General features: G+C 67.2%; 11 protein-coding genes. 6 read left to right on the top strand and 5 right to left on the bottom strand.

What is annotated here, in order from left to right; translation table 11 throughout:
- Window position 1 precedes the first annotated feature (1 nt).
- The 5 genes from LHP98_RS14550 to LHP98_RS14530 all read right to left on the bottom strand — a co-directional run bounded on the left by LHP98_RS14550 (window position 2) and on the right by LHP98_RS14530 (window position 5084).
- On the bottom strand, window positions 2-991 hold the full coding sequence (locus tag LHP98_RS14550; protein WP_227253276.1) for an ABC transporter permease: 990 nt from the start codon (window positions 989-991) through the stop codon (window positions 2-4).
- Complete coding sequence (locus LHP98_RS14545) at window positions 988-1980, bottom strand: ABC transporter permease (protein WP_227253275.1); 993 nt, start codon at window positions 1978-1980, stop codon at window positions 988-990. Before LHP98_RS14545 ends, LHP98_RS14550 begins: the two co-directional genes overlap by 4 nt.
- Window positions 1973-3466 (bottom strand): sugar ABC transporter ATP-binding protein, encoded by a 1494-nt coding sequence (locus LHP98_RS14540; RefSeq protein WP_227253274.1) that lies wholly within the window; start codon window positions 3464-3466, stop codon window positions 1973-1975. Before LHP98_RS14540 ends, LHP98_RS14545 begins: the two co-directional genes overlap by 8 nt.
- A gap of 7 nt (window positions 3467-3473) precedes the next feature.
- Window positions 3474-4025: an SIS domain-containing protein gene (locus LHP98_RS14535; RefSeq protein ID WP_227253273.1), complete on the bottom strand. Its 552-nt coding sequence runs from the start codon at window positions 4023-4025 to the stop codon at window positions 3474-3476.
- Window positions 4026-4088: 63 nt separating this feature from the next.
- The gene (locus LHP98_RS14530) at window positions 4089-5084 is read right to left on the bottom strand and encodes a substrate-binding domain-containing protein (RefSeq protein WP_227253272.1); all 996 of its coding nucleotides are present in this window, start codon (window positions 5082-5084) and stop codon (window positions 4089-4091) included.
- A 220-nt stretch (window positions 5085-5304) separates the two neighbouring features.
- On the opposite strand from LHP98_RS14530, the gene LHP98_RS14525 reads away from it, so the two are divergent.
- The 6 genes from LHP98_RS14525 (at window position 5305) to LHP98_RS14500 (ending at window position 13768) form a co-directional block, all read left to right on the top strand.
- Window positions 5305-6351: a LacI family DNA-binding transcriptional regulator gene (locus LHP98_RS14525; RefSeq protein ID WP_227253271.1), complete on the top strand. Its 1047-nt coding sequence runs from the start codon at window positions 5305-5307 to the stop codon at window positions 6349-6351.
- Between the two features lie 78 nt (window positions 6352-6429).
- Window positions 6430-7029: a LolA family protein gene (locus tag LHP98_RS14520; protein ID WP_227253270.1), complete on the top strand. Its 600-nt coding sequence runs from the start codon at window positions 6430-6432 to the stop codon at window positions 7027-7029.
- Between the two features lie 159 nt (window positions 7030-7188).
- Window positions 7189-8940, top strand: coding sequence for a type I secretion system permease/ATPase (locus LHP98_RS14515; RefSeq protein ID WP_227253269.1), 1752 nt, complete (start codon window positions 7189-7191; stop codon window positions 8938-8940).
- The gene (locus tag LHP98_RS14510; RefSeq protein ID WP_227253268.1) at window positions 8937-10244 is read left to right on the top strand and encodes an HlyD family type I secretion periplasmic adaptor subunit; all 1308 of its coding nucleotides are present in this window, start codon (window positions 8937-8939) and stop codon (window positions 10242-10244) included. Before LHP98_RS14515 ends, LHP98_RS14510 begins: the two co-directional genes overlap by 4 nt.
- A gap of 252 nt (window positions 10245-10496) precedes the next feature.
- Window positions 10497-12455: a type I secretion system permease/ATPase gene (locus tag LHP98_RS14505; RefSeq protein ID WP_227253267.1), complete on the top strand. Its 1959-nt coding sequence runs from the start codon at window positions 10497-10499 to the stop codon at window positions 12453-12455.
- Between the two features lie 41 nt (window positions 12456-12496).
- Complete coding sequence (locus LHP98_RS14500; RefSeq protein ID WP_227253266.1) at window positions 12497-13768, top strand: HlyD family type I secretion periplasmic adaptor subunit; 1272 nt, start codon at window positions 12497-12499, stop codon at window positions 13766-13768.
- Window positions 13769-13861: the final 93 nt, after the last annotated feature.

Here is a 13861-nt window from a genome sequence, read left to right as displayed (position 1 = left end):
CCTACTCCCTTTTCTGCCGTTCTTTCCATTTGCCCGCGCCCCAGCGCAGGATCATCACGCCCACCAGGAACAGGCCCCAGACGGCGGTAGACAGGTGCTGGTTGGCGCCCAGCAGGTTCAGGCCCGACGACAGCACCTGCAGCACGATCAGCGCCAGAACCACCGGCGCCACCCGGCCAAAGCCGCCGAAGGGGTCGACGCCCCCCAGGAAACAGGCCAGCACGGTAACCAGTAGCAGCGCCTCGCCATGGCCGACGCGGACCGAGTTGAAGCGGGCCAGCATCAGGATGCCGGCGATGGCGCACATCACGCCCGACAGGGTGTAGATCAGCACCAGCGTGCGCTTGACGTGCACGCCCGAATAGGCCGTTGCCTTGAGGTTCGAGCCTATCATCCGGGCGGCAAAGCCGTGCCGGGTGCGGGTCAGCAGGATGTGCCAGAGAACCGCGCAGACCAGGAACAGGATCAGCGGCACCGGGATGCCGAAGACGGCGCCGTGGCCCAGGAAGGCCAGGTAGTCGGGAAAGCCCGAGATGTCGCCGCCGCGGGTCAGGAATTCTCCCAACCCGCGCAGGAAGATCATCATGGCAAGGCTGACCAGGATCGGATGCGCGCCGATATAGGCGATCACCGCGCCCATCACCGCGCCGGCCGTGGCACCCACGCCCAGCGCCAGCACCGAGCCGTAGACGAAGGGCCAGACCCCGGCCTCCGGCCCGCCGTTCTGGTTCAAGACCCAGGCCAGCGTGAGGCCGGCCATGTTGGCCGTGTAGATGATGGCCAGGTTGAACCCGCCACTGATGATGGGGATCAGCATCGCCAGCGTCAGCAGGCCCAGTTCGGGCAGCTGGTAGGCGATCGAGCCGAAGTTCGCCAGCGACAGGAAGCGGTCGGCGGTCAGGCTGAAGATCAGGATGACCACGGCGAGGAAGGCGAGAAGGCCCGGAACCTCGGGGCCGGCGCCGGTGCGGATGCGCTGGAGCAGGGTCATTCGCGGCCCTTCCGCCTGGGCGTCACAAGGCGCGCGAGGTCAAGGTTCGAGGTCGAGATGGCCAGCAGGATGATGGCGCCGACCACCATCTTGAAGGCATAGGGCGAGACGCCGAGCAGGTTCAGCCCGTTCTGGGTGACGGCGACCAGCGCCACGCCCAGAAAGCAGCCCAGGATGCTGCCGCGCCCGCCGCCCAGCCGCGCGCCGCCCAGCACCACGGCGGCCAGCACGTCCAGCTCTCGCCCGATCAGGGCCATTGGCACCACTTCCTTGGTGATGTTGGCCTGCATAAGCCCGGCGATGCCCGCCATCATGCCGCACCAGCCGAAGGCGATGGCCTGCATCAGGCCGATGCTGATGCCCGCCCGCCGCGCGCCTTCGGGGTTGTCGCCAAAGGCGTAAAGCTGGCGGCCGGTGGTGGTGTGGCGGATCAGGAACCAGGTCGCCACCATGCAGACCGCCATCACCGCGACCGGCAGCCGGATGTCGGCCCAGCCCTGCGGGGTTTCCTTTTCCCACAGGTAGACGGCCTTGGACCACCAGGACGGCAGGTTATAAAGGAACCGCCCCGAGGTGATGAACATCAAGAGCCCGAAGAAGGCGTTGAAGGTGGAAATGGTGACGACGATCGAGATGATGCGGAACTGGTGGATCAGGAAGGCGTTGATCAGGCCAAGGCTCATCCCCAGCCCGCCGGCGACGATCAGGCCGATGGCCCAGTTGCCGCCACCGATGGCCGCGAAGACGTAGACGCAGATGTATTGCACCACCGAGGCTGCGACGGCGAAAGAGATGTCGATGCCGCCGGCGATCAGCACCACCAGAAGGCCCACCGCCCAGATCACGTTGACCGAGTTGTTGTTCAGAAGGCTGGTCAGGTTGACCAGCGTCAGGAAGTCGGGCGTGAGGAAGGCCAGCAGGGTGCACAGGATCAGCAGCACCACCAGCAGCTTGGCCTCGGACGGGTAGCTGCGCAGGAAGTTACGCATAGACCGCGGCCTCCAGTTCCTCGACGCGCGTCTGGCGCGGATCGTATTCGCCGACGATCCTTCCGCCGGCCATGTGCAGGATGCGGTCGGCGTTGAAATGCACCTCGGTCACCTCATCCGAGATCAGCAGGATGCCCAGGCCCTGGGCGGCCAGATCGCGGACGATGCGGAAGATGCCGGCGCGGGCGCCCACATCCACGCCCACCGTGGGGCAATCCAGGATCAGCACCTTCGGCTGGGTCGCCAGCCACTTGGCCAGCACCAGCTTTTGCTGGTTGCCGCCCGAAAGCGTGTTCATCGCATCGCCCGGCTTGCCGATCTTGACGCCCAGTTCGCGCACCCAATGCGCCACCAGACCTTCCTGCCGGTCATCCGACAGCAGCCCCGCCCCGCCGGTGATCTTCTTCAACACCGCCAGCACGGCATTGTCGGAGATCGACTGCGGCTGGATCAGGCCCAGCGCGAGGCGGTCTTCCGAGACATAGGCGATGCCCGCCGCCACCGCGTCGCGGTTCGAGCGGAACCGGACCGGGCGGCCGTCCAGCGTGACCGTGCCGGCATCCGGCCGGGTCATACCGAAGAGGACATGCGCCAGTTCGGTGCGCCCGGCGCCGATCAGGCCGGTCAGGCCCAGCACCTCGCCCCGGCGCAGGGCGAAACTGATGTCGCGAAACTCGCCCTTGCGGGTCAGACCCTGCACCTCGAGCACAGGCTCGCTTGCGGCGGTGTCCTGCGCCGCGACGTGCTGGTCGAAGGTCTTGCCGGTCATCAGCTCGGTCAGCCGGGTCTGGGTCATGCCCTCGGCCAGATAGACCCCGACCAGCCGCCCGTCGCGCAGCACCGTCACGCGGTTGGCGATCTCGAGCACCTCGGCCAGGCGGTGGCTGACGAAGACGACGGTCACGCCCTGCGCCGACAGGGTGCGGACGACCGACAGAAGCGCGTCGGTCTCGGTCTGGGTCAGGCTGGCGGTGGGTTCGTCCATGAAGATCAGCCGCGCCTCGCCCACCAGCGCGCGGGCGATGGCGACCATCTGGCGCTCGGCGATGGGCAGGGTGCCCAGCCGCGCATCAAGGTCCAGATGCACCCCCAGCCGGTCCAGCGCGGCCGTCGCGTCGCGGCGCATTTCGGCGTGGCGGACGCGGCGGGGGCGGTTGCCCAGCACCGCCTCGAAGGCGATGTTCTCGGCCACCGTCATTTCGGCGAACAGGGCCAAGTCCTGCCAGATCACCGCGATGCCGGCCTTGCGGGCCACCGTGGGCGTGATCTGGGCGTAGCGCTGGCCGAAGATCTCGATCTCGGCGCCGGGTTCGGGCTGGTAGACGCCGGTGATGATCTTGATCAGGGTGGACTTGCCGCAGCCGTTCTCGCCGGCCAGGCAATGCACCTCGCCCATCCCGACGTCGAAATCGACGTCCTGCAGCGCCTTGACCCCGCCGAAGACCTTGGAGATATGACGCAGGTGGATGGCAGGCGCACTCGTCACGGCGCGGTCATTCCAGGTTGGTGTGGTTGGCGCGCATGGCGTCGGCGGTGATCGACAGCCGCGCCTTCAGCTTCAGCACCATCACCTCGAACAGCACGAAGAGGGCACCTTCGAACAGGCTGCCCATCGGCAGGACCGAAGTCTTGGCAGTGCCCTGATCGTCGGCCATGGTCTGCGCCGGCAAGAGCAGCACGCCATCGGCCAGCGCGGCACAGCGGCCGGCGGGTTGGGCGGTGATGAACTGCACCTCAGCGCCGGCGTCGCGGGCCACGCGCATCAGCGCCTCGGCGGTGGAAATCCAGCCGGGGCCGCAGGTGACAAGGAACACGTCGCCCTTGCCCACGGCGGGGGTGGTCATGTCGCCTTCCACGGCGGCGTCCAGCCCCATGTGGAACAGACGCATGGCAAAGCCCATGATCTGAAGTTTCTCGCGCCCGCCGCCGAACACGACGATCCGCCGCGCCTGCGCCAGCCGTTCCACCAGCCGGTCTACCGCGGCATCGTCCAGCCGCGCGAAAACCCCGCCCAACTCATCGAGCGCCGTCTGATACAAGGTCATGTCTTCCCCCGAGGCATGAAGACGGGCCGGAGCAGCGCCTGCTCCGGCCCGGGTCACGGGTGATCAGAGGCCCATGTCGGCCAGGCTGTCCACGGTCTCCGCGTTGATCGGCACCAGGTTGGTGGTGATGATGTCGCGGTTTTCCACGTCGGGCGTCACCGGGCCAAGGCCGGGGATGTCCATGCCGTCGGTGATCTCGGTGCCATCGACCAGCATCTTGCCCATGGTGACGAAGACCTTGCCGGCTTCTTTCGGGTTCCACATGAAGCCGCCCGAGATCGCGCCGGATTTCACCAGGTCGCGGCCCTGGCCGGGCGAGAACGGCCCGATCACATGGACGCTGCCGACCTTGCGCTGTTCCTCGATGGCGCGGCCGGCGCCGATCGGGCCCTGGCTGCCAAAGCCCAGGAAGCCGCCCAGTTCCGGGTGCGCGGCCATCAGGTCCAGCGCGGTCTTGCGGCTGTCGTCCACCGATTCCGCGACGCCATAGCGTTCGCCGACCAGCTTCATGTCGGGGTGGTTGGCGGTCAGGTAGGCGATGGCAAAGTCAGCCCAGGCGTTGTGCAGCGGCACCGTCAGGCTGCCGACGAAGACCGCGTATTCGCCCTTGCCGCCCATCTTTTCGGCCAGAAGCTTGGCGTGGGTTTCGCCAAAGCCCTGGGCCGAGGCCAGCTCGAAATCCCAGTCCACGTTCTTCAGGCCGGGGCCTTCGTGGGCGACGACCTTGATGCCGGCCGCGCGGGCCTTTTCCAGCACCGGCTCAAGCGCTGCCTCGTCGTTCGGCACCACGCCGATGACGTCGACGCCCTTGGCGATCAGGTCTTCGATGGCGCGCACCTGCAGGGCCGGGTCGGCGCTGGTGGGGCCGATCATGCTGGCGTCGACGCCCAGCGCCTCGCCCTGCTCCTTGATGCCGGCTTCCATGGCGTTGAACCACGGGATGCCGCCGATCTTCACCACCACGCCCATCGTGGGCTTGTCCTGGGCGAAGCTTGCGCCGGCCAGGCCCACAGTCAGCGCCACGCCCGCCATGAGCGCGCCGAAGGTCCGTCTTTTCATGTCTTCCTCCCATGATCCGCCTTGCTGGCGGTGAAACTGCGCAATCGATTGCGCAACCAGAGGGAAAAGCCCGGCCCAAGGGGCCCTTGCCTTCCGCCAGGTTGCCGGATCGGCGCCTCTCTTTCCCAGGCGCCAAGGTCTGCACAATCGATATTGCGTATCAAGCCGCATCGCCCTTAGAATCGTCAAGCGGAATCTTCCACAGCAATGCGCACCCCACATGACCGTCCCGCCCCGCAAGGCCACGATCCATGACATTGCGCGGCTCTCGGGGGCCTCGCCTTCGACCGTCTCGGCGGCGCTGTCCGAGAACTGGAAATCGCGGCGGATTTCCGAGCCGCGGGTCGAGGAGATCCGCCGCATCGCCGCCGAGCAGGGCTACTCGATCAACATGCAGGCGCGCGGGCTGCGGCAGGCGCGGTCGGGGCTGGTGGGGATGGTGATCCCCATCCACGACAACCGCTTCTTCTCGTCTATGTCGCAAAGCTTCGAGGCCTTCGCCCGCGACCGCGGCCTGGTGCCGGTCATCGCCAGCAGCATGCGCGACCGCAACGAAGAGCTGCGCATCGTCCGCACCCTGATCTCTTACGCGGTGGACTACCTGTTCATCGCCGGCGCCACCGACCCCGAGGCGATCACTGCGCTGTGCCGCACCGCGGGCCTGCGGCATGTCTTCGTCGACCTGCCCGGCCCCGGCGCGCCCTCGGTGATCTCCGACAACCACCAGGGCGCGGCGCGGCTGACCCGGCAGCTTCTGGCCGACATGACGGGTGACCCCACACCGCGCGGGCGAATCTACCTGATCGGCGGCGTTGCCACCGATTATGCCACCTCGCGCCGGATCGAGGGCTTCCGCGATGTGCTGGCCGAGGCCGGCCACCCCCCGGCGCCGGAACAGATCATCGCCTGCGGCTACTCGCCGTTGCGCGCCAAGCACGAGATCACCGCGCTGTGCGACCGGCTGGGCGGCCTGCCGGCGGGGCTGTTCGTGAACTCGCTGACCGCTTTCGAGGGCGTGCTGGGCTATTTGGTCGGCCTGCCGCCCGAGGCGGTGGAGGGCACTGCGATCGGCTGCTACGACTACGATCCCTTCGCGGCCTATCTTCAGTTCCCGGTGCACATGGTGCGCCAGGACAGCCACCGGCTGATCGAACTGGCCTATGACCTGATCGACCGCGAGGACCAGACCCCAGCCCTGTATGAGGTCGAGCCGAAGCTGATTCCGCCGCGCACCATCGACTATGGGCCGCATGGCCAGTTCGGCTGATCACGACGCCGGCACGAAACCGCGATCTGACGGGCCGGGGGGATTCCGCGCCCCGGCGGCATCGCCTATATAGGCAGGATGAACCGTCGCACCGCCATCCTCGCCCCGCTTGCCCTTCTGGCGCTTGGTCAGCCCGCGCTGGCCGAAAAACTGTCGCTGGGCACCCTGTCGAAATACCTCAACAGCCTGACCACCGTCGAGGCAGACTTCACCCAGGTCAATTCCGACGGCTCGGTCTCGACCGGGCGCATCCTGATCAAGCGGCCGGGCCGGGTTCGGTTCGAATACGCACCGCCAGACAAGTCGCTGGTGCTGGCCAGCGCCGGCAAGGTGGCGATCTTCGACGGCAAGTCGAACCAGCCGCCCGAGGAATACCCGCTGAAGCGCACGCCGCTGAACCTGATCCTGGCCGAGAACATCGACCTTTCCCGCGCCAAGATGGTGGTGGGCCACCGCGCCGACGGCACTTCGACCCGGGTCAAGGCACAAGACCCCGAGAACCCCCAATACGGCACCATCGAGCTGGTCTTCACCGCCGACCCGGTGGAGTTGCGGCAATGGATCATCACCGATGACCTGGGCCAGCAGACCACGGTGATCCTGGGCGAGATGAAGAAGGGCGGCGCCCTGGGCACCGCGATCTTCTCGATCACCCAGGAAATCGACAAGCGCGGCTAGACGGCCGATCGGGCCATTCGGTGCCGCGATCCCTCGCTTCGCGTCGATCCTCAACTTGTTCTTTGCGAATTGGTGATTTCAGAGCATCAAGGCGCAAGAGCGCGGCGATGCCGGAACCGGGCCGCCAGCGGATCGGGACGATGTGATGAAGGGTCTTGCATGACGCCCCTTGGCGCAGCAGCGGGCGGGTCCGCCGCCGGACGGACCGAACTGGCGCGGGTCCAGCGGGAATCGCGCGGGCTGCTGGTTGCCGCCCTGATCTTCAGCATCTTCGTCAACCTGCTGATGCTGACCGGCCCGCTTTACATGCTGCAGATCTATGACCGGGTGCTGGCCAGCCGGTCCGAGCCGACGCTGGTCGCGCTGTCGATCCTGGTCGTCTTCCTGTTCCTCGCCATGGGGCTCTTGGACCATGCCCGCGCCCGCCTGCTGGCCCGGATCGGGGCGCGTCTGCAGGCCCGGCTGGACCGCCGCGTGTTCGAGGCGGCGCTGACCCGGGCCAGCACCGTGCCCGGCGACCCGCTGGCGCTCTCGGCGCAGCGTGACCTGCAGGCGATGCAGCAGTTCTGGTCCTCGCCCATCGCCGCTGCCCTGATGGACATGCCCTGGACCCCGGTCTTCCTGGCCGCGATCTTCGTCTTTCATCCGATGCTGGGCTGGCTTGCCGTTGCGGGCGGCGCGGTGCTGGTGGTGCTGACCCTGGTCAACCAGAGGCTGGGCAAGGCGCCGATCCTGCGCGCCAGTTCCGCCTCGGTCGCCGCCGAACAGATGGCCGACCGCCTGAAGACCGAGGCCGAGTTGCTGCGGGCCCTTGGCATGACCGACGCCGCCTTCCGCCGCTGGTCCGCCGCCCGGACCGAGGCGCTGTCCACCGGCATGGCCAGCTCCGATCTGTCGGGCGCCTTCAGCAGCACCACCCGCACGCTGCGGCTGTTCCTGCAATCGGCGATCCTGGGACTGGGCGCCTGGCTTGTCCTGCGCGGAGAACTGACGGCAGGGGCGATGATCGCCGGCTCGATCATCATGGGCCGGGCCCTGGCGCCGATCGAACAGGCGATCGGGCAATGGGCGCTGTTCACCCGCGCCCGCGACGGACGCGAACATCTGGTCCAGCTCTTGTCGCTGCAGCCGCTCGACCCGGCGCGCACCGTCCTGCCGCGCCCGAAAGGGCTGCTTGAGGCCGAAGGCGTCTCGGTCCTGTTGCCGGGCAACCCGGCCCCGGTGCTGCGCAACGTCGGCTTCCGACTTGAGCCCGGCCAGGCGCTGGGAATCATCGGCCCCTCGGGCGCCGGCAAATCGACGCTGGGCCGGGCGATCGTGGGCGCGATCCGCCCTGTCGCCGGCCGGATCCGCCTGGATGGCGCCGAGCTGGCGCAATACGACCCGGACACCCTGGGCAGCTACATCGGCTATCTGCCGCAAAGCGTGACGCTGTTCGACGCCACCGTCACCCAGAACATCGCCCGGCTTGCCCCGGACCCCGACCCCGCGAAGGTGGTCGCCGCCGCGCAGGCCGCCGATGCGCATGGCATGATCCTGCGGCTGTCCAAGGGCTATGACACCCGGCTGTCGCCTTCCAGCGGGCAGCTGTCGGGCGGGCAGATCCAGCGGGTGGGCCTGGCCCGCGCGCTGTACGGCGACCCGGTCCTGCTGGTGCTGGACGAGCCGAACTCGAACCTCGACAACGACGGCTCATTGGCCCTGAACGCCGCCATCCGGCGGATCAAGGCGGCATGCGGCAGCGTCATCGTCATCGCGCACCGGCCGGCGGCGATTCAGGAATGCGACCTGCTCCTGGTGCTGGAAGAGGGCCAGCGCCGTGCCTTCGGCCCGCGCGACGAAGTGCTGCGCGAGATGGTCAAGAACCATACCGACATCGTTCGGGCCCGCGGGCCGGGAGGGGTGTCTTGACCGTTCCGGTCCCCCCCGACCATCTGCGCGCCCGCGGTCCGCTGTGGCTGGGTGGCCTGACCCTTGTGGCGCTGCTGGGCGGTTTCGGCCTGTGGTCGGTGGCCACCACCATCTCGGGCGCGATCGTCGCCCAGGGACGGGTCGAGGTCGAGCAGAACCGCCAGGTCGTGCAGCACCCCGACGGCGGCGTGGTGGCCGAAATCCTGGTCAGCGAAGGCGATACGGTCCTGGCCGGCGCGGTCATGTTGCGGCTGGACGGCACGCTTCTGCGGTCCGAACTCAGCATCATCGAGGACCAGCTTTCCGAGGTTTGGGCCCGCCGGGCGCGGCTTGAGGCCGAGCGCGACGGTCTGCCGGACATGGCAATGCCGGAAGACCTCAAGCAGCTTTCGGCCAGCTATCCAGAGGCGGCCGAGCAACTTGAAGGCCAGCGCCGCCTGTTCGAGGCCCGGGCCGAGACCCTGGCCCGGACGCTGGACCAGCTGGAAAAGCGCAAAGTGCAGGCGGCGGCGCAGATCGACGGGATCGACGCCCAGTCAAGTGCGCTGACCGACCAGCTGACCCTGATCGACCAGGAACTGGCCGATCAGCAAGAGCTGCTCGACAAGGGCCTGGCGCAGGCGTCCCGCGTGCTTGCCCTGCAGCGCGAGAAGTCGCGGCTGGCCGGCGAGGTGGGGCAGCTTGCCGCCGAGCGCGCCCAGGCCGAGGGCCGCATCACCGAATTCGACCTGCAGATGCTGGCCTTGACCGCGCAGCGCCGCGAAGACGCCAGCACCGAGTTGCGCGACATCGGCTCGAAAGAGCTGGAACTGACCCAGCGGCAGCGCGCACTCTCGGAACAGGTGTCGCGGCTGGACATCCGCGCGCCGGCCGCAGGAACGGTGTTCGGCCTGCTGGTGACCACCCCGCGCGCCGTGATCCGCCCGGCCGATCCGGTGGTCTACATCATCCCGCAGGATCGCCCTATGGTCATCGCCGCCCAGATCGCGCCGATCCACATTGACGAAGTGCGGGTCGGCCAGGCGGTGAAGCTGACCTTCCCCGCCTTTTCGTCCCGCACGACGCCGGAACTTTCCGGCCAGATTGCCCTGGTCTCGGCCGATGCGCTGACCGATCAGGCTACCGGGGCCACCTACTACCGGGCCGAGATCTCGATCCCGCCCGACGAGGCGGCAAAGCTGGACCAGCCGCTCTTGCCCGGCATGCCGGTCGAGGCCTATATCCAGACCCAGCCCCGCACGCCCTTTGCCTATCTCGTCAAGCCGTTCACCGACTACTTCTCGCGGGCTTTCCGCGAAAGCTGACCGGGACGGATCGCCGGCGCTTCGCCACCTGCCAGGTTTCCGTATCACGGAATCGTGGGCCGATCCTGGTCGATGACGTCGGCGGGAAACGGCCGGACACCCGCAAGCGGGGTGGCGACTTCGGTCGGATCAAAGCATTTTCCGTTGCGGCCGGGCTTGTGTTAACCTTTCCGAAACAGCCTTCCCCCGTTAATCACGAGACCCGCAGGCGACCCTGGAATACGGCCGCGATGCCGGAGGATGACAGCAAGAATGCACCAGACCCAGAGCCGGAAACGCAATCCCTACCACCAGGCGATCCGCAGCTTGCGCAACACCTTCCTGCTGGTCGGCCTGTTCAGCGCGGCGATCAACATCCTGATGCTGACCGGCCCGATCTACATGCTTCAGGTCTATGACCGGGTGCTGTCTTCAAGCTCGGTCGCAACGCTGCAGGGGCTCTTTGTCATCGTCGTCGTGCTGTATGTCTTCCTGGGGTTCTACGAATTCCTGCGCTCGCGGCTGCTGTCGCGGGCCAGCTACCGGCTGGACATGCAGGTGGGCGGCAAATCCTACGACTTCTGGATGCGCTCGGCCAACCTGCAGGACCGCCCGCGCGAGAACCTGATGCAGGACATCGAGGTGGTCCGCGGCTTTCTGGCAAGTCCTGCGGTCCTTGGCATCTTCGATCTGCCCTGGATTCCCGTCTTCCTTGGCCTGGTGTTCTTCATCCATCCCTGGCTTGGCTACCTGACCCTGGGTGGCGCGGTGGTGGTGGGCATTGCCGCCTTCCTGAACCAGTACCTGACCCAGCGCCACATCGGCGAATCGATGTCGATGGAGTCGAACGAGCGCAGCTTCCTTGAACGCGTCCGGCGCAACTCGGAAGCCGTGCACGCCCTTGGCATGCAGAGCAAGCTTCAGCTGCGCTGGACCCGGCTGCACGAATCCCGGCTTGCCAGCGCCCAGCGGGGCGGCGACAGGTCCGAGGCTTTCTCGGCCTTCTCCAAATCGTTCCGGCTGCTGCTGCAATCCATGCTGCTGACGCTCGGCGCCTATCTCGCGATCCATCAGGAGGTGACGGCAGGGGCCATCGTGGCCACATCCATCATCGCGGGCCGCGCCCTGGCCCCGGTCGATCAGGTGATCGGCCAGTGGCGCTCGATCGCCCGGGCGCGCGAGGCCCATCGCCGGCTGACGACCACGCTCGACAACCTGCCGCCCGAACGCTACCACATCCGGCTGCCGGCGCCGAAGGGGCATCTGCAGGTGATCCAGGTGTCCAAGCTGATGCCGGGGGCGACACCACTGTCGGACCGGCCGAACATCCTTGACCGGATCAGCTTCACCCTGTCGCCGGGCGACGGGCTTGGGGTGATCGGAAACAGCGCGGCCGGCAAGTCAAGCCTTGCCAAGATCCTGGTCGGTGCCTGGACGCCCGACGCCGGCGAGGTCCGGCTGGACGGCGCCACGCTGGACCAGTGGCGTCCCGAGGATCTGGGCAAGCACATCGGCTACCTGCCCCAGCAGCTTGAAATGCTGCCCGGGTCCATCGCCGAGAACATCTCGCGCTTCGATCTGCAGGCAGAAGACAGCCAGATCATCGAGGCCGCACAGATCGCCGGCGTGCATGAGATGATCCTTGCCCTGCCCGGCGGCTATTCCACCCAGATCGGCACCCCGGCGCAGCCGCTCTCGGGCGGCCAGATCCAGCGGCTGGGTCTGGCCCGCGCGATCTATGGCACACCACGGCTGATCGTGCTGGACGAGCCGAACTCCAACCTCGACAGCCAGGGCGACGAGGCCCTGACGGCCGCAATCCAGAAGCTGCGCGATCGCGGCGCTGTCGTGATCGTCATGGCGCACCGGCCAAGCGCCATCAGCACGGTGAACAAGGTGATGATCATGCACAAGGGCATGATCCTGCAGTTCGGCAACAAGGATGAGCTTCTGCGGACCACGACGCCGATCCGCATGGCCCCGAACCCCGCACCGAACCCTGCACCAGGCCAGGCCGCCGACAAGGCCGCCGACAAGGCGCCTTCCCCCGCGCCGGCACCTGCGGCAGCGACACCGATGCCACTTGCGCTGGCCGCGCGCGCGAAGATGTTTCCCGCCGCGGCGGTTGACCAGACCGATCCCGCCAGCCTTGCCACGCCTCCGGCGACACCGGCGGCCGTGCCCACCCCGGCCGCCCTGGCGGCGGCCAAGAAGATCGGCCAACCCGGATGACCGCACCAAGCATCGGCCAGGACCCCCATCTGAAGACCAGCATGACCGGGGCCATGCGGCTTGGCGCCGTGGCAAGCCTCGTGCTTGCCCTGATCGGCTTCTTCTGGATGCAGACCACGCTGATCAGCGGCGCCGTGATCGCCCCCGGGCAGGTTCTTGTCCGCGGCAAGCCCAAGGTGGTGCAAAGCCTTGACGGCGGTGTCGTGGCCAGCATCTTTGCCAAGGACGGCGACATGGTCAAAGCCGGCGACGCGCTGCTCCGGCTTGATCCGACGCTGCTGCAGGTCAATCTCGACATCTATCGCAGCCGCCTGGCCGAGGTCGTTGCGCGCAGGGCGCGGCTTGAGGCCGAGTATCTTGGCAATCCCGAAATCCAGTTCCCGGCAACGCCGGAGCAACTGAAGGGCATGTCGCTCGACCAGCACTTCGCAGGCCAGACCGAAGTCTTCGTCGCCCGCCAGGAGGTGCTGCAGGGCCGCAAGGACCAACTGGCAGAGCGGGTCCTTCAGTTCGAGAACCAGATCGACGGCATCGAGGGACAGCTCATCGCCACCCGCGACCAGCTTGACTTCATCGAGCGCGATCTGGAAAGCACCCGCGCGCTCAACAAGGACGGGCTTGCCCGCGAAAGCGAGGTGCTGGAACTGCAAAGCCGGCGCGCGGGCCTGCTGGGCGAACTCGCCACGCAACAGGCCGAACTGGCGCGGATCCGCAACTCGATCCGGGACACCGAGCTGGAGATGCTGCAGGTGGACCGCGAGTTCAAGGAACAGGTTGTCACCGAGTTGCGCGAAGCCACCGCCAGCCATGAGGAATTGCTGCTGGAAATCGTCAACGTCGAGAAGAAGCTCGAGCGTATCGACATCGTCTCGCCCTCCGATGGGGTGGTTCACGAGATGCAGGTGACCACCGTCGGCAGCGTCGTTGCACCCGAGGCGGTGATCCTGCAGATCGTGCCGCTCTCCGAAGGCGTGGAGTTCGAGGCCCGGGTCGACCCGATCCTGATCGACCAGGTCTTCGTCGGGCAGATTGCAAAGGTCCAGTTCCCCGCCTTCAACATGCGGGCGACACCCGAGATCTTCGGCAAGGTTTCGGCCATCTCGCCCGCAAGCGTCGAGGACAAGGCCACCGGCCAGTCCTTCTACCGGGTGGAGATGGTCGTCGCACCCGAAGAGCTGTCACGCCTTGGGTCCGTGGAGTTGATCCCCGGGATGCCGATGGAGGTCTTTCTTCAGACCGGCGAGCGGTCGGTTCTGACCTACCTGACAAAACCGCTGATGGACCAGCTTGAGCACGCGTTCCGGGACGGTTGATTTGGTGTTTTGGTGGTCTTTTCCGTTGTTTGGTGATGCAGGGTTGGCACAAGTCTGGATTAAAGCGGGGTCTGGGCTGGGGGATCCGGGGGG

It is taken from the genome of Rhodobacter sp. Har01 (assembly GCF_020564565.1).
In the GTDB taxonomy this organism is placed as follows: Bacteria; Pseudomonadota; Alphaproteobacteria; order Rhodobacterales; family Rhodobacteraceae; genus Pseudogemmobacter.
This window is presented reverse-complemented; position numbering and strand designations above follow the sequence as displayed.